17 protein-coding genes and 1 riboswitch are annotated in these 17,484 nt (G+C 70.5%); of the genes, 12 read left to right on the top strand and 5 right to left on the bottom strand.

Annotated elements, in window-relative coordinates:
• Positions 1–97: 97 nt before the first annotated feature.
• Positions 98–1,735: an arabinogalactan endo-beta-1,4-galactanase gene (locus tag ACIHFD_RS35285; RefSeq protein WP_397370632.1), complete on the bottom strand. Its 1,638-nt coding sequence runs from the start codon at positions 1,733–1,735 to the stop codon at positions 98–100.
• Positions 1,736–1,826: 91 nt separating this feature from the next.
• Between ACIHFD_RS35285 and ACIHFD_RS35280 the strand changes: the two genes are divergently transcribed.
• Entirely contained in the window at positions 1,827–2,018 is a 192-nt protein-coding gene (locus tag ACIHFD_RS35280; protein WP_397370631.1) for a hypothetical protein, read from the top strand.
• 26 nt (positions 2,019–2,044) lie between these two features.
• Here ACIHFD_RS35280 and ACIHFD_RS35275 read toward each other — a convergent pair whose 3' ends face one another.
• Positions 2,045–2,917 (bottom strand): helix-turn-helix domain-containing protein, encoded by an 873-nt coding sequence (locus tag ACIHFD_RS35275; protein WP_363975156.1) that lies wholly within the window; start codon positions 2,915–2,917, stop codon positions 2,045–2,047.
• Positions 2,918–2,994: 77 nt separating this feature from the next.
• On the opposite strand from ACIHFD_RS35275, the gene ACIHFD_RS35270 reads away from it, so the two are divergent.
• The 8 genes from ACIHFD_RS35270 (at position 2,995) to ACIHFD_RS35235 (ending at position 12,316) form a co-directional block, all read left to right on the top strand.
• A complete protein-coding gene (locus ACIHFD_RS35270; RefSeq protein ID WP_397370630.1) occupies positions 2,995–5,340 on the top strand; it encodes a beta-galactosidase in 2,346 nt (781 codons plus the stop codon).
• A 116-nt stretch (positions 5,341–5,456) separates the two neighbouring features.
• Positions 5,457–6,788 carry an ABC transporter substrate-binding protein gene (locus ACIHFD_RS35265; RefSeq protein WP_397370629.1) on the top strand — a complete coding sequence of 444 codons (1,332 nt, stop codon included), beginning with the start codon at positions 5,457–5,459 and terminating at the stop codon, positions 6,786–6,788.
• The gene (locus tag ACIHFD_RS35260) at positions 6,785–7,726 is read left to right on the top strand and encodes a carbohydrate ABC transporter permease (RefSeq protein WP_397370628.1); all 942 of its coding nucleotides are present in this window, start codon (positions 6,785–6,787) and stop codon (positions 7,724–7,726) included. Before ACIHFD_RS35265 ends, ACIHFD_RS35260 begins: the two co-directional genes overlap by 4 nt.
• Positions 7,723–8,553 carry a carbohydrate ABC transporter permease gene (locus ACIHFD_RS35255; RefSeq protein WP_364257846.1) on the top strand — a complete coding sequence of 277 codons (831 nt, stop codon included), beginning with the start codon at positions 7,723–7,725 and terminating at the stop codon, positions 8,551–8,553. The genes ACIHFD_RS35260 and ACIHFD_RS35255 overlap by 4 nt, the downstream gene beginning before the upstream one ends.
• Positions 8,554–8,562: 9 nt before the next feature.
• Positions 8,563–9,804 (top strand): cellulase-like family protein, encoded by a 1,242-nt coding sequence (locus tag ACIHFD_RS35250; protein WP_397370627.1) that lies wholly within the window; start codon positions 8,563–8,565, stop codon positions 9,802–9,804.
• A complete protein-coding gene (locus ACIHFD_RS35245; RefSeq protein WP_397370626.1) occupies positions 9,801–10,544 on the top strand; it encodes an SDR family NAD(P)-dependent oxidoreductase in 744 nt (247 codons plus the stop codon). Before ACIHFD_RS35250 ends, ACIHFD_RS35245 begins: the two co-directional genes overlap by 4 nt.
• Before the next feature lie 11 nt (positions 10,545–10,555).
• Positions 10,556–11,701 carry a galactonate dehydratase gene (gene dgoD, locus ACIHFD_RS35240; RefSeq protein ID WP_355199855.1) on the top strand — a complete coding sequence of 382 codons (1,146 nt, stop codon included), beginning with the start codon at positions 10,556–10,558 and terminating at the stop codon, positions 11,699–11,701.
• Positions 11,702–11,869: 168 nt separating this feature from the next.
• Entirely contained in the window at positions 11,870–12,316 is a 447-nt protein-coding gene (locus ACIHFD_RS35235) for a LysR substrate-binding domain-containing protein (protein ID WP_397370625.1), read from the top strand.
• 140 nt (positions 12,317–12,456) lie between these two features.
• Here ACIHFD_RS35235 and ACIHFD_RS35230 read toward each other — a convergent pair whose 3' ends face one another.
• Entirely contained in the window at positions 12,457–13,053 is a 597-nt protein-coding gene (locus tag ACIHFD_RS35230; RefSeq protein WP_397370624.1) for a TetR/AcrR family transcriptional regulator, read from the bottom strand.
• A gap of 114 nt (positions 13,054–13,167) precedes the next feature.
• Between ACIHFD_RS35230 and ACIHFD_RS35225 the strand changes: the two genes are divergently transcribed.
• The 3 genes from ACIHFD_RS35225 to ACIHFD_RS35215 all read left to right on the top strand — a co-directional run bounded on the left by ACIHFD_RS35225 (position 13,168) and on the right by ACIHFD_RS35215 (position 15,221).
• Positions 13,168–13,554, top strand: coding sequence for a hypothetical protein (locus tag ACIHFD_RS35225; RefSeq protein WP_397370623.1), 387 nt, complete (start codon positions 13,168–13,170; stop codon positions 13,552–13,554).
• Positions 13,555–13,577: 23 nt separating this feature from the next.
• Positions 13,578–14,600, top strand: coding sequence for a patatin family protein (locus ACIHFD_RS35220; protein WP_397370622.1), 1,023 nt, complete (start codon positions 13,578–13,580; stop codon positions 14,598–14,600).
• Positions 14,601–14,720: 120 nt separating this feature from the next.
• Positions 14,721–15,221 (top strand): MarR family winged helix-turn-helix transcriptional regulator, encoded by a 501-nt coding sequence (locus ACIHFD_RS35215; RefSeq protein WP_397370621.1) that lies wholly within the window; start codon positions 14,721–14,723, stop codon positions 15,219–15,221.
• A 68-nt stretch (positions 15,222–15,289) separates the two neighbouring features.
• Here ACIHFD_RS35215 and ACIHFD_RS35210 read toward each other — a convergent pair whose 3' ends face one another.
• Entirely contained in the window at positions 15,290–15,967 is a 678-nt protein-coding gene (locus ACIHFD_RS35210) for a DUF4142 domain-containing protein (protein WP_397370620.1), read from the bottom strand.
• 273 nt (positions 15,968–16,240) lie between these two features.
• A complete protein-coding gene (locus tag ACIHFD_RS35205) occupies positions 16,241–17,008 on the bottom strand; it encodes a glycoside hydrolase family 25 protein (protein ID WP_397370619.1) in 768 nt (255 codons plus the stop codon).
• Positions 17,009–17,019: 11 nt separating this feature from the next.
• A riboswitch (cyclic di-AMP (ydaO/yuaA leader) is annotated at positions 17,020–17,164 on the bottom strand.
• Between the last annotated feature and the right edge of the window lie 320 nt (positions 17,165–17,484).

Below are 17,484 nucleotides of genomic sequence, written 5' to 3'. Positions count from 1 at the left end.
GGCGGGCCACGTCGGCGGGCCATGCCCGGCCGACCCGCCGGTCAGCGGCTGATGCCGGGTGGGGCGGACCTGGGAGGTCGTGCCCCACCCGGATCGGTCAGCGTCCGCCGTCGACGTTGTAGCGGTACGCGTCCAGCGCGGGCAGCGCCCTGCCGGTGAAGTCGAACAGGGTCGTGTTGCTGACGAAGTTCGGCTCGCCGACCTCCCAGCCGACCCCGGGCGCCGGGATCATGACCGGGTCCCAGTAGAGATCGCCGATCACGGCGCCGTCGGGCACGCTCTTGAGCGCGGCGAACAGCTCATAAAGGAAGTCACGCTGCCCGGCGGGAGTCTCCCCGTAGGGCACGGGACCGTTGTCGTGGAGCTGGCCTTCGAGGCCTTCGTGGGTGACCGGGTTCCAGTTGATGCCGGTCTCCATCACCATGATCTTCCTGTTGAACTCCCGGCTGATGGTGTCGAAGAACTGGACGACGGTGGGGATGTCGCGGCGGGTCCAGAACGGGTAGTAGGACGAGCCGATGAGGTCGTACGGGACGCCGAGCCGGTTGAGCAGGCCGAAGAACCAGCGGTACTCGTCGTAGTCGCCGGCATCGGTGATGTGGATGATGACCTGCGTGTCCGGCGACACCTCCTTGGTGGCCCGGTAGCCCGCCTTGAGGAACCGCGCGAGCGCCGGCGCTCCGTCGGCGGTGTAGGAGTAGCCGTAGGGGAAGAGCAGCCCGCCCTGCATCTCGTTGCCGAGCGAGACGAAGGCCGGCGGCGTCCCCTGGGCGGCCATGCGCTGGAGGAAGTACCTGGTGTAGTCGTAGATGTGGCTCTCCAGCTTGTCGACGGCCTGGTCACGGGGCAGGTCCGTGACGTCGCGCCAGTCCTTGGGGATGTCCTGGATCTCGCCGTTCGTCCAGTAGTCGCTGTAGTGGAACGTCAGCTGGATCCGCATCCCGTACCGGGTGGCGCGCCGGGCGAGGTCGAGGATGTCCTCCTCGTCCTGGTAGCCCTCGGGTAGATAGTGGCCGGGATACCCGACCCGCGGGTGGTCGGGGCCGGTGTCGTTGTAGAGGCGCAGGCGGACGATGTCCGTCCCGTTCTCCGCCATGATCTTCAGCGGGTCCTCGCGGCGGCCGCGCTCGTCGTAGTACCGGCCGCCGCTGTCCTCCACCCAGTTGAGCATCGTGATGTCGCCGCCGGCGAGGAAGTCGTACGGCGCTCCGGCGGTCAGCCGCACGTCGTCGAGCCGGGTCCAGCCGCCCTGGGGAGCCTCGGTGCGCAGGCCGATGGTGAGCCGGCCGTGCCGGACCTCGATGCCGCGGACGGTGACGACCGTCCAGGCGGACGACACCGGCACCGCGGTGCGGGCCTGGCGTCCACCGGCCGGCTCGGCGAACAGGTAATTGGCGCGCTGCCCGCCGCCGCTCTGGGCGTAGGCGGTGAGGGTGTAGTGCCCGTCGGGCACGCGCACGGTCTGGGTGGTGGTGACCGTGTACGCCCGCGTGCCGTTGTGCTGCAACGCGAACACGCCGGTCCGGGCGGGCCCGGCGATCGTCGCCGCGCCGCGGGTGCCCGCCGCGCGCCAGCCCGGTAACTCGGCCGGCCCGGTAGGAGGGGTCTCGAAGCCGGAGTTGCGGAGCTCGGGGGAGGGGGCCGCCTGGGCGGCGGCCGGCGCCACGGGCCCGAGCAGGCTGAGGACCAGTCCGGCCGCCAGGCCTGCGCGAACACTCCAACTGGCCGTGGGCATCAGGGCTCCTTCGGAACGGGGGTGGGGGCCCAGTGTGGCTCTGCTGTTTCGGGAGTGTCAACGGATTAATAATATTTTTCAATACAAAAGTATGCTTGTTGAAGGTATGGTCGCCACCGTCGGCCGGACCTCGCCGAGGTCGGGAAGCAAGGAGTCGTACGAACCCCGGGACGGGGAGATCGGTTTCGCCGCGCTGAGCCGGGTGATCGAGGGCCCGGAGGCCGCCGAGGACGGCGGCACGCTGCGGCTGGGCCCGTGGGAGAGCCGGGTCATCGTGAGGTAGACCGCACAACGCGGAGTGGCGCGGGCTCAGCGCGGGCGGTTCCGGTACGCGGTAGGCGCGAGCCCGTGGACGCTCGCGAACTTGCGGGAGAAGTACAGGGCGTCGTCGTACCCGGCCTCGCGGGCGACGGCCTTGACCGCGAGGCCGGAGTGGTCAAGCAGCTCCCGTGCGCGCGCCATGCGGAGCTGCGTCTGGTACTTCAGCGGAGAGACCCCGAGCTGCTCCCGGAAGAGCGCGCCGAGCTGGGACGTGCTCAGCCCGACCATCGCCGCCAGCGAGTCCACGGAGGTGCGCTGGGGCGTGGTCGCGCGCAGGTGCTCGACGGCGCGTTCGACCGGGCTGAGCGAGGTCCCGAGGGGACGGCGGCCGGTGGCGACGACCTGGGCGAGCGCGTTCCACGCCGCCCCGGCGGCCCGTACGAGGCCGCCCGTGGTCCCGGCGTCGAGACCGTCGATCACCTGGGAGATGAGACTGGCGACGGGTGCGGGATCCCGGAGATGCGTGACGATCCCACCGGCCGCCGCCAGCCCGGCGCTGACGAGGTCGGCGGCGTCGGCGCCCACGGCGTGGAACCACCACAGAGTCCAGGGGTCGGTGTCCGAGGCCCCGTACTCATGGGCCATTCCGGCGGGCAGGAGGACCGCATCGCCTCGCTGAACGGCGAAACGTCCATCGCCCGTCTCGACCCATCCCGAACCGTCGGTACAGACCAGCAGGATGTGCTGTCCGGCGCCGCCGGGCCGGGCCGCTCCATGCCGTGCGGCGCGGAGAAAGATCCCGGTATCGGTGACAAGGAGCCGGTTCGTCACGGGCCGGCCAAGGGCCCTGCGCACCGTGGGCCGGGGGACGACCAGCATCCGTCCGCCGGCGAACCCCTCAGGCAGCGTCGTTTCGTCCATATGAGGCAGTGAAACGCCCATCGGCTCGCCGGGTCAACCGGCCGTACGATCGCCCACGCCCCTCTCGAAGGAGAACAATGAACAACAAGGCCCGCACCGTGCGCGTCTCCCCGCAGTCCCCGCCCCGCCGGGGGCACCTCCCGCTGGGGGACGACACGAGGACGTCGGACCGGATCGAGGTCACGAGCCGGTGGCTCGAACGCGGCGGCAAGCCCTGGTTCCCGGTGACCGGGGAGGTCCACTACTCCCGCATCCCGCGCGAGCGGTGGAACGAGGTCCTCGGGCACGCGCGCGCCGGCGGACTGGACACGGTGGCGACGTACGTGTTCTGGCAGGCGCACGAGCCCGAGCCCGGCCGGTTCCGGTGGGACGGCAACCTCGATCTGCGGGCGTTCATCGAGCTCGCCGCGCGCCACGGCCTGGACGTCGTCGTCCGCATGGGCCCGTGGGCACACGGCGAGGCGCGCCGCGGCGGATTCCCGGACTGGCTCGTCGAACGCGGGCTCAAGACCCGCACCAACGACCCCGCCTACCTGGAGCTGGTACGTGCGCTCTACGCCCGGACGATAAGCCAGTTGGCCGGCCTCACCCACGCCGAGGGCGGGCCCGTGGTGGGCGCCCAGATGGACAACGAGCTGTACGACCAGCCGCAGCATCTCGCCATGCTCAGACGCATCGCCGAGGACCTGGGACTGCGGGTGCCCCTGTGGACCGCGACGGGCTGGGGCGGCGCCCTGGTGCCCGAGACGCTGCTCCCGCTCTACAGCGCCTACTCCGACGGGTTCTGGGAGGACTCCCAGACGGAGTGGCCCCGGTTCGCGGCCCACCATTTCCGCTACAGCGAGGTCCGCGACGATCTGACGGTGGGCGCGGACCTGCGCGAGGCGCTCGACGGCATCGTGCTCGACCCCGACGCGGTCCCGCTCAAGGACGACGCCGCGACCCCCTTCGCCACCTGCGAGATCGGGGGTGGCATGCACGTCGCCTACCACCGGCGCCCCCTGGTCACGGCTCAGGACGTCGCCGCGCTCGCCCTGGCCAAGATCGGGAGCGGGTCGATCTGGCAGGGCTACTACATGTACGCCGGCGGCACCCAGCGGGTCGGCCCGCACGGCACCGAGCAGGAGTCCCAGGCCACGGGCTACCCCAACGACGTGCCGACCCTGAGCTACGACTTCTACGCCCCGATCGGGGAGCACGGCCAGATCCGCCCGCACCACCACCTGCTGCGCCGCCTGCACCTCTGGCTGGCCGGAGAAGGCGCCCGGCTCGCGCCGATGAGCGTCGCCGTCGGCGGCGGCAGCGACGACCCGGGCGAGCTGCGATGGGCCGTCCGTTCGGACGGGCGCAGCGGCTACCTCTTCCTGACCACGTACCAGCCGCCCAAGCGGCCGCTCGACGCGCAGAAGGACGTCCAGGTCACGGTGTCGTTCGAGGACGCCGACGTCACCGTTCCGACCAGGCCGCTCGACCTTCCCGCCGGGGTGTCCCTGGTGTGGCCGCTGCGTTACCCGCTCGCCCCGGGGCTCGTCCTGCGCAGCGCCACCGCGCAACTCGTCACCCGGATCACCGACGAGGACGGCGACCTGGTCGTCCTGTGCGCCACCGACGGCGTGCCGGTGGAGCTCGTCCTCGACGGCGATGTCCGGGTCGAGGGGGCTCGGTCCGTCGGCGACACGACGGTGGTGGACGTCGCCGAGCCCGGGACGGAGTGCGTCGTCGACCTGCCCGGCGCGCGTGTCCTCGTCCTCGACGAGGCGAGCGCGAACCGCCTGTACCGGCTGGAGGTCGCGGGCCGCGAGCGGCTGGTGCTGTCCGACGCGCCGGTGTACGCCCTCGACGGCGCCCTGGTGATCCGGTCGGAGGCCGAGCGGTGCACCGTGGCCCTGCTGCCGGCGCCCGCCCGGCTGACGGCCGACGGCGGCGAGCTCGACGGCCCACGTGGAGAGGGGCTGTGGCGCACCTGGTCGGTGAACGTTTCCGGCGCAGGGGCCCGAACGGTCGCCGCCGGCCTGCACCCGAACGCCCCCGCGCCCCCCGACCCGGTGCGCGGCGGGCCGATGGACCGGCTCAGCGCGCCGGCCGACTACTCCGGCGCGGCGCACGTACGCCTGGACGTGCCGCGTGACGTGCTCGACGGCGCCGACCGCGTGCTGTTGCGGGTGACCTGGACCGGCGACGCCGGCCGCGCGTACGTGGGCGACCGGCTCGTCAGCGACCACTTCTGGCACGGGCGCACCTGGGACATCGACCTCACGCCGTGGCGTGACGACGTCGCCGGACAGGGGGTGCGGCTCGAACTGCTGCCGTGGCGTCGCGACACCGGCGTGTGGGTCGACCCGGCCGTACGGAACGTTCCCGACGGCATCGCCGTCGCCTCCGCGGAGGTCGTGCGGGTGGGCCGCGTCACCTTGCACCTCTAAAAATCGTATCAATGCAGAAAATAGTAGTACTGATTCATTGACACCGGCACCGGCCGCCGAGCATGCTGCTCGACACGCCCCCTGAGGCGAATCCCCCATCCTCGAAGGAGTTCCAGATGACCGACGTATCGCGTCGCGTGTTCCTACGTCGGAGCGGAGCGGTCGGTGGCGGCCTGCTGGCGGCGGGCGTGCTGGCCGCCTGCGGCGGTGAGAGCGGCGGCGGCTCGGCGTCCGTGTCGTCGGGCAAGGTCGAGCTCAACCTGTGGACGCACGACCCGGGCTACGTGAAGACCTTCACCGAGCAGGCCAAGCGCCTCACGGAGGCCCCGGGCGGCCGGTATGACTACACGATGAAGTTCACCAACGCCGACAGCGAGGCGCTGGTGACCCGCATGATCTCGACCGGTGCGGCGGGCCGGGGGACGCCCGACATGATCGGCATCGTGATCAGCGTCTTCCCGCGCGTCATGTCCGGCGGCATCGGCAAGCAGCTCTTCGCCCCGCTGGACGACCTGGCCGCGCCGGTCAAGGACGACCTGCTGCGCACCGCCCCCTACTCGATCGACGGCACCCTGTACGCGCTGGAGTCCGACACCTGCCTCAGCGTCCTGTACTACCGCGAGGACGAGTGGAAGAAGAACAAGATCCCCGCGGACATCGCCACCTGGGAGGAGCTCGCCGAGGTCGGCGCGAAGCTGCACGAGAAGTCCGGCCAGTCGCTCGGCATGGTCTCCACCGGCGACAACACCTCCATCACCAACCAGTTCCTCCAGCTCCTGCTCCAGCGGGGCGGCGGCTACTACGACGAGGGCGGCAACCTCGTCCTCGACTCGCCCGAGGCCGTCGAGGTGCTGGAGTTCATGGCCAAGGGCGTGCAGAGCGGCTTCCTGATCGCGTTGCCCGACCCGTACGGCGCCCCGAACACCGCGGCGCTGAAGAACGGCAAGCTCATCGCGACCGTCATGCCCAACTGGTACAACGTCTACGGCCTCCAGGCGAACCTGCCCGAGCAGAAGGGCAAGTGGAAGATACGCAACCTGCCGAAGTTCGCGGGCGGCGGCCACATCGCCTCGGCCATGGGCGGCACCGGCTTCGCCGTCCTCAAGGACAAGCCGGGCACCGCCGCCGCGCTGGAGCTGCTGAAGCAGACCTACCTCACCCCCGAGGGCCAGCTCCTCCGCTTCCAGATGGGCGGCTTCCTGCCCACCCTCAAGTCGCTCTACAAGGACCGGAAACTGCTGAGCACCGAGGACGCCTACCTCGGCCAGCGCGTGTTCGACGTCTACACCCCCGCCGCCGCCGACAGCCCGACCTTCTACCAGAACGAGAAGCTCAACACGCTGATCGAGGCGCTGGGCGGGCCGATGCTGGAGACCCTCCAGGGCAAGAAACCCGCCGCCCAGACGATCAAGGAGGCGGCGGCCGCGTACAAGAAGAACGGCGGATGAGCGTGACCGAGGTCCGTGTCTCCCGTGTCTCCCGGGGGCGGATGACGAGGCCGCCGCTCACCGCCCGCCTCCGGGGGCCCGGCGCCGCACCCTACGTCTTCGTCCTGCCGTTCTACGTCCTGTACGGCCTGTTCCTGGTCGTGCCGATCGGGATCGGCGGCTACCTCAGCCTCACCGAGTGGGCGGGCCTCGGCACACCCCAGTGGGTCGGGCCGGCGAACTATGAGCGGCTGCTGTCGGACGGCAGTTTTCGCACCGCCGTGGGCAACACCGTGATCTATGTGGCCTTCTCGGTCGGCGTGGTCGTCCCGGTCGCGCTGCTGGTCGCCCAGGCGCTCAACACCCGGGGGCTGAAGGGCCGGGACTTCTTCCGGCTGACGTTCTTCATGCCGGTGGTGCTGTCGCCGATCATCATCGCGCTGGTCTTCACCCTGCTCTACGACCGCGAGTACGGCCTGCTCAACGCCGCCCTGCGCGGGTTCTTCGGCTGGGGCGGCATCGACTGGCTGGGCGAGCCGAGCTGGGCCAAGGTCAGCGTGATGCTGCTGGTCCTGTGGCGCTGGACCGGCTACCTGACGATCTTCTTCCTGGCCGGGCTGAAGAACATCCCGCGCGACTTCTACGAGGCCGCCGAGATCGACGGCGCCGGACGGGTGCGCACCTTCTTCAGCGTCACCGTGCCGATGCTCAAGCCGGTCACCGCGTTCGTCGCGGTGACGGTGCTGGTCGGCACGGCGCAGATCCTGGAGGAACCCATGCTGCTCACCAAGGGCGGCCCCGGCGAGGCGACGCTGTCGGTGGCGATGTTCATCTACCGCGAGGCGTTCACCCGCCAGCAGCTCGGCTACGCCGCCGCGGCCGGGGTGGTCATGTTCCTGCTCGTCTTCGTGCTCGGGCGGGCCGCCAACGCGGTGTACGGCGTGGGGAGGGAGCGATGAAGGCCGCCCCGCGCTCCCGCCGCGGCCTGGTCTACGTCTTCCTGGCCATGCTGGTGGTGCTGTTCGCGGTGCCGCTGCTGTGGGCGCTGAGCTCGTCGTTCAAGCCGCGCGGCGACATCTTCGCCTATCCGCCGCAGCCGCTGCCGATCCCGTTCACCTGGGAGAACTACACCCGGCTGCTGGAGACCCAGCCGTTCTGGGGCTGGTTCCTGACCAGCACGGTCGTCGCGGTGGTCTCCACGGCGGTGTCGGTGTTCGTCTGCGCGCTGGCCGGGTTCGCCTTCGCGAAGTACCGCTTCCCGGGCAAGAAGTTCCTGTTCAACGTCATGTTCAGCTCATTGGCGGTGCCGTTCGCGGTGATCGTGGTGCCGCTGTTCATCATGCTGATCAAGGCCGGGGTCACGAACGTCTACTTCACCCTGATCGTGCCCTGGCTGGCCCCGGCGTTCGGCATCTTCATGATGCGGCAGTACGTCGAGCAGTCGGTGCCCGACTCGATCCTGGAGTCCGCCCGGCTCGACGGGGCCTCCGAGTTCGGCCTGTTCCTGCGGATCGTGCTCCCGCTGCTGCGCCCGGCGCTCGGCGCGCTGGCCGTGTGGAGCTTCCTGAACAGCTACAACAGCTTCTTCTGGCCGCTCATCGTGGTCTCCGACCCGGCCCAGTACACCCTGCCCCTCGGCATCCAGGCGCTCTACGGCGCCGAGAGCCGCCAGGTCGACATGGTGCTCGCCGGCTCGGTCCTGGCGGCCATCCCGAGCCTGATCATGTTCCTGCTGCTGCGCAAGCAGCTGCTCGACGGACTGACGGCGGGGGCCGTCAAGTCCTAGGAGATCCCTGTGACCCCTTCCCGCCTGACCATCACCCTCTGGGACTTCACCTGGTACACGCGCACCGGGCCCGGCGAGCCGTTCGCCGACCTGGACGCGGCCTTCGCCGAGGCCGTGGCGCGCGGGTACAACACGGTGCGGATCTGCGCGATGCCGTACCTGCTGTTCGGCTCCGGCCTGGACACCACGGCGCTGACCTTCAGCCCCTTCGGCGGCTACGGCGGGCGCACCCGCTGGTACGACGTCCGCGAGCGCACCACGCTCGACGGGCGCCGCCACCTGCTGGCCCTGTTCGAGGCGGCCCGGCGGCACGACTGCCACGTGATCGTCTCCAGCTGGGAGTTCCAGCAGAGCTCGGTCTTCCTGGACGATCCCTCCTGGTACGAGGCGCTGCGTGCCGTACCGCCCGCCGACCGGGCGTCGGCGCTGGCCACGGCGCTGGCCGACCTCGTGGACTTCCTCGACGCGCACGGCCTGGCCGACCGGATCGCGTTCGTCGAGCTGCACAACGAGATCCAGTCGACCTGGCTCAACGAGGTGGTCGAGCCGGATCAGCCGAAGGTGCTCGGGCTGCGGCCCTACCTGGAGGCGGCGATCGACGCCTTCAAGGCCCGCCGCCCCGAGCCGGTCACCGCCAACTACGCCCGGGTGCCGGTCGGCGAGATGCGCGGCCTGCCGCGCAACGCCGACGTCGGGGTGTTCCACCCCTATGTCTACGGCGTGCTCGACGAGCTGATCGACACCTTCGCCCTGCGGGACGCCGCGCGGCCGTTCCCGCAGGAGCGGGCCTACCGGGAGCTGCTGCGGCCGGACGCCCCGCTACTGGAGGAGTGGGGCCCCGACCAGGAGTGGCGGCGCGCGGCGACGGTGGTGCCCGCCCGGGAGGTCTACGTCCACGACTGGTGCGACCCGGTCCGGTTCGACCAGTGGTTGTACGACCGCTACTCGACCTACCGCTACGGCATGTCCGAACGGCTGCGCATCTGGATCGACGCCGCCGCCGACTGGGCCGCCCAGGCGGAGGTGCCGCTCGTGCTCGGCGAGGGCTGGATCGGGTACACCCCTCTCCACGGGACCTTCGAGGAAGGTCCGGTCGGCCGCGCGATCTGCCTGGAGGCCGTCGCCCACGCGGCCAGGGTCGGCGCATGGGGCACGGTGGTGTGCTCCAACGCCGCGCCCCATCACCCGATGTGGCAGGACCGCGCCCTCCAGGAAGAGGTCAACGCACTGTTCACGGGAGCCGCACGATGATCCGTTTCGCGGGGAAGGTCGCCCTGGTCACCGCCGCCGCGTCGGGGATCGGCGCGGCGACCGCCCGGCTGCTGGCCCAGCGAAGCGCCGCCGTCGTCGTCATGGACGTGGCCGACGACGCGGGGGCCGAGCTCGCCGCCGAGATCGGCGGCCACTACCTGCACGGCGACGTCGCCTCCGCGGCCGCCTGGGCCGCCGCCCGCGATCTCGTCGCCGAACGGTACGGCCGCCTGGACGTCCTGCACGTCAACGGCCCCGGCCGGGTCGTGCCGTCGGTCCCCGTCCACGAACTGCCCGAGGACGACTGGGACCGGCAGATCGCGGTCTCGCTCAAGGCCGCCTACCTGGCCGCCCACGTCTTCTGCCCCCTCCTGGCCGAGAACCGGGGCTCGATCGTCATCACCTCCTCCGTACACGCCCAGACCGGCATCCCCGGCTGCGGCCCCTACGCCGCGGCCAAGGGCGGCCTGCAGTCACTGGCCGGCCAGCTCGCCGTCGAGTACGCCCCCGACGTGCGGGTCAACGTCGTCGTCCCCGGGCCGATCATGACCGGGGCCTGGGACGGCATCGGCGAGCAGGGCCGGGCCGCGACGATCGCCGAGACCCCCGCGGGCCGGTTCGGCCGCCCCGAAGAGGTGGCCGCCGCGGTCGCCTTCCTCGCCTCAGCCGAGGCCTCCTTCATCACCGGCGCCTGCCTCAAGGTCGACGGTGGCTGGAGCATCTCCACCACCTCCTCCTAGAACGGACCCCCATGAAGATCGTGTCCATGGACACCTTCCTCGTCCCGCCCCGCTGGTTGTTCCTGCGCGTCCGTACCGACGAAGGCATCACGGGCTGGGGCGAACCGGTCGTCGAGGGCCGCGCCGAGACCGTCCGGGCCGCCGTCGCGGAGCTGAGCGAATATCTCGTCGGCGAGGACCCCCTGCGCATCGAGGACCACTGGCAGGTCCTGACCAAGGGCGGCTTCTACCGGGGCGGCCCGGTGCTGTCCAGCGCGGTCGCCGGCATCGACCAGGCCCTCTGGGACATCGCCGGCAAGGCCGCCGGGCTGCCCGTGCACGCCCTGCTCGGCGGCCCGGTCCGCGACCGGGTCCGCATGTACGCGTGGATCGGCGGCGACCGCCCCGCCGACGTCGCCGCCGAGGCCCGAGCGCAGATCGAGGCGGGCTTCACCGCCGTCAAGATGAACGGCTCGGCCGCGCTGACCCCCATCGACACCCCGGCCCGCATCCGCGAGGTCGTCGAACGGGTGACGGTGGTCCGCGAGGCCGTCGGCGAGGAGAACGACGTCGTCATCGACTTCCACGGGCGCATGTCGACGGCGATGGCCCGGCGGGTGCTGCCGCTCATCGAGCCGCTCCTCCCGCTGTTCGTCGAGGAGGCGGTGCTGCCCGAGCACACCCCCAACCTGGCCGCCCTGGCCCGGTCGACCTCGATCCCGCTGGCCACCGGCGAGCGCCTCTACTCCCGCTGGGACTTCCGCGAGGTGCTGCGCGACGGCATCGCGGTGGCCCAGCCGGACGTCAGCCACGCCGGCGGCATCTCGGAGGTGCGCCGCATCGCCGCCATGGCCGAGGCGTACGACGTCACGATGGCCCCGCACTGCCCGCTCGGCCCGATCGCGCTGGCGGCGAGCCTGCAACTGGCGTTCGCGATCCCGAACTTCCTGATCCAGGAGCAGAGCGTGGGCATCCACTACAACCAGGGCAACGACGTGCTCGACTACCTGGTCGACCGTACCCCGTTCCGGTTCGCCGGAGGTTTCGCCGAACGCACCGCCGTACCGGGCCTGGGCATCGAGGTCGACGCGGCGGCCGTGGAGCGCGCGGCCGAGCGCGGGCACCGCTGGCGCAACCCGGTCTGGCGGCACCCGGACGGTTCCTTCGCCGAATGGTGATCAGGCGGGCAGGGTCGCCGCGACCGCGTTGAGGGCCGTGCGGGCGTCGGGGAGCGGTTCGCCATGACCGACGCAGGCCAGCCGCGCGTCGATCTCCGCGAGCCTGCGGAAGGAACGGAGCAGCTTTGAGCGATCCAGGCGGTCCGCCCGGGCAACGAGCCTTTGCGGGTGGACGTGTACGACGAGCGGTTCACGCCGCTGCGGATGGTACGTCAGGCGAGTGAGCGCGACTCTCGCGTACGGATCGAGCTGAGCATGCGGCAGGGGTTGTCCGTGGCGTTGCCGGCCCTGCGGCGGCTGGAGCTCGACGCCGCGTTCGGGCGCGTGCACGACACGCCGGCACCCTGGCCCGCCGAGCTGGCGTACCGGCTCGTGCGTCTGGAGCCGCTGCACGCGTTCGTGCCCGAGGACCACCGCCTGGCCGCCAGGGACGTGCTGCGGCCGGCTGACCTGCGCGAGGCGGGCATCGCGATGCCCGACCCGGCGGGCGCGGCGGAATGGCGCGGTGGGGCTGGGCGAGATGAGCATCGACCCGGCAGGGAGCGGCCTGCGCCGCATCCCGATCGTCGAGCCGACGCCGCTGATGCCCTGGTCGGTCGTCTGGCACCGGCGTAATCCCCGGCCGCTGCTGCGGGCGCTCCTGTGGCAGTTGCGACCGCTTCCCGCCCCGTCCGACCCTGAGGTGTGGGTGCCCGAGATCGACCTGACTCCTTTGGGTCTCTCCGGATGAGGCGATTCGAGCGCCCGGCTCGTCGTCAGGTGTAGGTGTTCACGTGGTTGCTGATGGCGGTCCTGGCGCGCTCGTAGGCGTTCGGGTCGTCGTGCAGCAAGGAGACGGCGTTGGCGTTCTCCATGAAAGAGATCAGCTCGAAGGCGAGCTGGTCGGCGTCTGTGTCGTCGGCGAGCTCGCCGAGCTGGCGGGCATCGTCGACGGTACGCGTCACGAAGCGGATCCAGTCGAGGCCGGCCGCGGCGACGGCATCCCGCACCCGGCCCGGGCGGGCGTCGAACTCCGCGGTGACGGCGAAGAAGAAGCAGCCGCCGGGAAAGACCCGCCGCTGCGAGTAGCTCAACCAGCTCTCGCACAGCCGCCGCACCCTCCCCAGGCCCGGCGGCACGGTCAGCGCGGGCTGGACGACCTCGTCGACGTACACGCTCATCGCGGTGCGGATCGTGGCGAGCTGTAGCTCCTCCTTGGAACCGAAGTAGCCGAACAGGCCGCTCTTGCTCACGCCGAGCTCCGTGGCCAGCCGGCCGATCGACAGCCCCTCCAGCCCGTCCTGCGAGGCGATGTCCGCCGCCCGGCGCAGGATCACGTTGCGGGCCCGCTCGTCCCGCGGCCGTCCCGCCATCTTTACCCCTTCTGCGTACGAACGTTCGGCCCAGGATAGCGGCTTGACGTCGTCTTCGGTATGTTCCTATTCTCGGCACGAACGTTCGTACAAAGAAAGGACTGGAGCAGTGGCATGCTGAGATCCCGATGGACTCCCGGACCGGCGGCCGGCGCCACCGGCCCGGTGCTGGTCAGCGTCACCGACTTCCGGATCAGCCGGCTGATCGACCTGCCCGGCGTCTACCACGCCGGGCTCACCCTGCGCCGCGCGTGGCCCGACCTGCCCGGCGCGGTCGGCATGTGGCTGTGGACGGAGCCGCTGGCGGGCAGGTGCGGCTCGGTGTCGATCTGGCAGGATGAGCAGGCCCTGCGCACGTTCGTCGCCTGGCCGGACCACGTCGCCATCGTGCGGCGCTACCGCGGCCGGGGAAAGCTCAGGTCCACCGCATGGACGACCACGCAACCCGACCCTGGCGTCTGGGCCCGGGCCCGCTCGTACCTGTCCGGCGACCGTGACTAGCCACACAACACAAAGAAGGACATATGCCACCCGAGACCGGCGAACACGAAGTGCTGCGCGTCATAGCCGACCGGGTCCGTAGCGGCAGCCGTCCCGGCGCCCGCCAGGACGGCTACCGGGTGGCCCTGGCCATCGAGGGCGGCGGCATGCGCGGCACGGTGTCCGCCGGCATGGCCCTGGCCCTGCACGAGGCCGGAGCGGCGCACGCCTTCGACGCGGTCTATGGGGCATCGGCCGGGGCCATCACCGGGGCCTGGCTGCTGAGCGGAACCCCCGAGAACCTGACCGGTTGGGCCGAGCCCGTCTACGCGCGAGCGATGATCCGCCCGTCCAACCTCCTGCGCGGCCGTCCGATGGTCGACGTGCGGAACCTGGTCGAGTACCTGTACTGCGAAGTGACCCGGATGGACTTCGACGCGGTCCTGACCAACCCCATCGAGTTCCACCCGCTGGCCACCGACGTACAGACCGGGCAATCCACCGATCTGCGCCCGCACCTGACCGGTCCCGTCGAGCTGCGGCTGGCCCTGCGGGCCAGTGCGGCACTCCCGTTCCTCGCCGGTCCGCCGGTCGAGCTGGCCGGGCGGCTCTTCTACGACGCGGGACTCGCCGAGTCCATCCCGTACCGCACCGCCCTGGCGCAGGGCGCCAGCCACGTCCTCGTGCTGCGGTCACGTCCCGCGCCTGCGGCCGCGACCGGAGCACCGGCCGCGCGACCGTCCTACGGGACGCGCCTGATCGCCGCGACCGTTCTGCGGAGCTATCCGGAGGCACTGCACCGGAGTTTTTTCGCGCGCGACCACCGCTTGCTGCACGACGACACGCTGCTCGCCCGGTACGACCGACCCGAGCCCCCGACCCCTCCACCCGCCGACGGTCAGGCCGCGCCCGATCCTGCGGTGCTGTCCGTGCGGCCCGCATCTGACTCCCCGCGCATCGGCCGCCTCACCCGCGACGGCAAGCCCCTCAAAGCCGCGCTCGAAGCCGGCCGCGCAGCCGTCAACCTGCTGCTGCAACCGCTCGGCCGGCCGACCGCCGCACCATAGACGCGCCCCCGCCACGTGAACTCGCCGGCGCCGGCGTTCCTGATCCTGGCGTTGCGGAGGTGCTGCGGGCGATGGGGATCTCGTGCCCGTGATCCGTCCCGCGCATGTACAACAGTGCCTATGAAGGATGACGATGACCTCCAGGCGCAGGGAGAGGATCTTTCGGCTGTCGTCACGGCGGTGCTGACCGGGTCGCGGCTGTTGGTGGCGGTCGCGGTGAGGTCATTGGGGGCGGTCGGGGACAGGGTCACGTTGCCGCAGTTCAGGATGCTGGTGGTGCTGGCCGGCCATGGCGAGACCAAGCTGGTCACGATGGCGGAGCTGCTGGGTGTCAACTCCTCCACGGCGATGCGGATGGCCGATCGGCTGGTGGCCGCCGGGTTGATCGTACGGGAGGTCAATCCGCACAACCGGCGCGAGAGCCTGATGCGGCTGACGGACGAGGGACGCCGCATCGTGGACGAGGTGACCGCGCGCCGCAGGGAGGAGATCGGCGCGATCGTGGCGCGGATGTCGGCCAGGCAGCGCCGGGCGCTCATCTCGGCCATGAACGCCTTCAACGAGGCGGGCGGCGAGCCGCCCGTGAACGTGCCGAACCCACTGGGCTGGTCCGCCGTCTGAATCGCTCACGCGGCGCCCGGCCGCCGGCCGATGCCCGCTGAGCACTGTGTGGGCTCCCTCCTCGGCCGTCAGATGGACGGGGTGGGGAAGCTCTCGGGTGTGGTCAGGCCGGTGCTCTCCAGGAGGCGCTGGTGGTTGAGCACCGCGGCGTTGGCCTGTTCGGAGAAGCGCCGGACCAGGGTGTTCTGCGTGGTGCCGCGTACCGTGCCGATCAGGGTGAAGATCTGTCCGTGCGCCAGGCGCAGCCATTTGACGTACGTCTTGTCGTAGGCGGATCCGGACCTGCCGGAAATATCTGTCATCCAGTCCTGCTGCTGAGGCGTGGGCTTCACCGGCAGTTTGACCTTCAGCTTGGCGGCCACGTCGCGAACCTGCCCGTCGAGCATGTCGTGCTGAGCCGCGATCTCCTTGCTGACCTGGCGGACGCGGGCGCTGCTGGCGCGCTGTATCGCGTCCTGGGCCATGGGCATCTCCCACAGGCTGGCGAGCCGGACCTTCTTGATGAGCTCCTGGTCGGCCTCGGACAGCGGTCCCCACTTGGTCTGCCGGGTGCGGGCCTCCGGCTCGTCCTCCACGGGTTGGACGGTGGGTGCGTCGGTCGGTCCGGTCTCGACGGCGGTCGGCTCGGTGCTGAGGCCGGCGGTGTCAGCGACGGGCGTCGGCGTGTAGTCGGCGCAGGCGGTCAGAGTGCAGAGGGCGGCAATGCCGCAACTGATGAGAGCGCGACGGCTGTCAAGGAGTCGCATACGCCGTCATCCCCTTCCGGTCCCTTGGACGCGGCCTTCGTGAGTGGCGCCGGTCACTGAGGGATACGCGGGAGGGTGCGGGAGTGTTCATGGCATTGTGCAAGATTTGCATTGGGCAAGACTGCCGGAGTCCGCTGAGCCGTTGTCCGAGGCGGCCTTCACCGGTGCCATCCGTGACCGGCGTCCACCGCGTGCTCCTCCGGGCCGAGAGAAGCACGCGGGGCGGCGTTCACCTGGGAGCAACCGATCGCGGTGCGGACCCGCCGTGTCGGCTCAGGCCGTGGGGCGGCCCAGGCCGCGCAACTGGTCGGCGGTCAGCGCGGAGACGTTCTGGTCGACAGGGGACTCGGAGTACTGGTGGATGGCCCAGGACTTCCAGTCGGCGGGCGGGGTGATGGCCCCCTTGGCCTTACTGTAGTGGGCGACCCACAGCGGGTACTCGGACAGGCCCTTGCCGTACTTGTTGGCGAAGTTCCAGCCGCTGTAGAACATCGGGGTGATCCCCGTCTTGTCCTTCACGTACGACAGCCACGTCTTGGCCCAGGCGTTGACCTCGGCGACGGATCTGCCGTTCGCGGTCTCCAGGTCAAGGACCAGCAGGTCGCCGGCCTTGGCGGGCTGCGAGTTCACCACGGACAGGAAGTGCTCGGCCTCCGCGATGGGATTGTTGCGGGGATGGCCATAGTGGTACGCCCCGCGCACGATGCCCTTCTTGCCCAGCTCGCGCCAGTGCCTGGCGAATGAGGCGTCGCGGAAGGACGTGCCTTCCGTGGCTTTGATGATGCCGAACTTGGCCGGGCTGGCATTCCAGTCGTACAGGGGCTCGTAATTGGAGATGTCCAGGCCGTAGATGAGGGGTCCGGCTCCATGACGAGTCGCCTGCGCCGGGCTCTGCGCGGTGGGCGATGCGAATGCGAAGGTGGCGATGGCGGCGGTTGCGGCGAGGATCGCGACGGCGACGGCGAAGCTGAGGTATTTGGTGAGGAGATCGCGGTGATTCTTGAGGATGTAGGCGATGGTGGCAAGCCGGGGCTTGGACATGAGGCATTGACTCCTTGCTTCCATACCGCCTACCGGGTTAGCTGACGGGTTCGGGCCTGGAAGTGCCCTACATGGCGCAGCCTGGGCTGGCGTCCGATTCACCCCAAGAACGTGGGTCCCCGGTTCCGCGAGGCGCGGATTCGGCGGCCGGACGCTGTCCCCGAAGGGCTTCTTCGGGCAGCGCGCGGTCCGGTCAACGAAGCGGCAACGATGTGGTGAAAGGGCGCCACATCCGTGCCGCAACTAGGCAAAAGATAGACATATATCCATAGATGGTGCAAGTAGGGCAAATCGGATTCGCGGTTGTCGGTGACTGAGTGGCGCTGAAATGCCGTGCCGGTAGGGAATCTGGCACTTGGCAAAAAAATCGGGGCCGTCCCTTCCAGGCCCTACGCTCTCGGCACAGGTGGGGCAGGCCATTCATGCGTTGCCATTGTGACTGAACGCCGTTGTACGGATAACCGTGACGGCAGCCG

It is taken from the genome of Nonomuraea sp. NPDC051941 (assembly GCF_044593615.1).
Note: the sequence above shows the minus strand (reverse complement) of the source record. Positions and strands in the feature narration are given on the sequence as shown.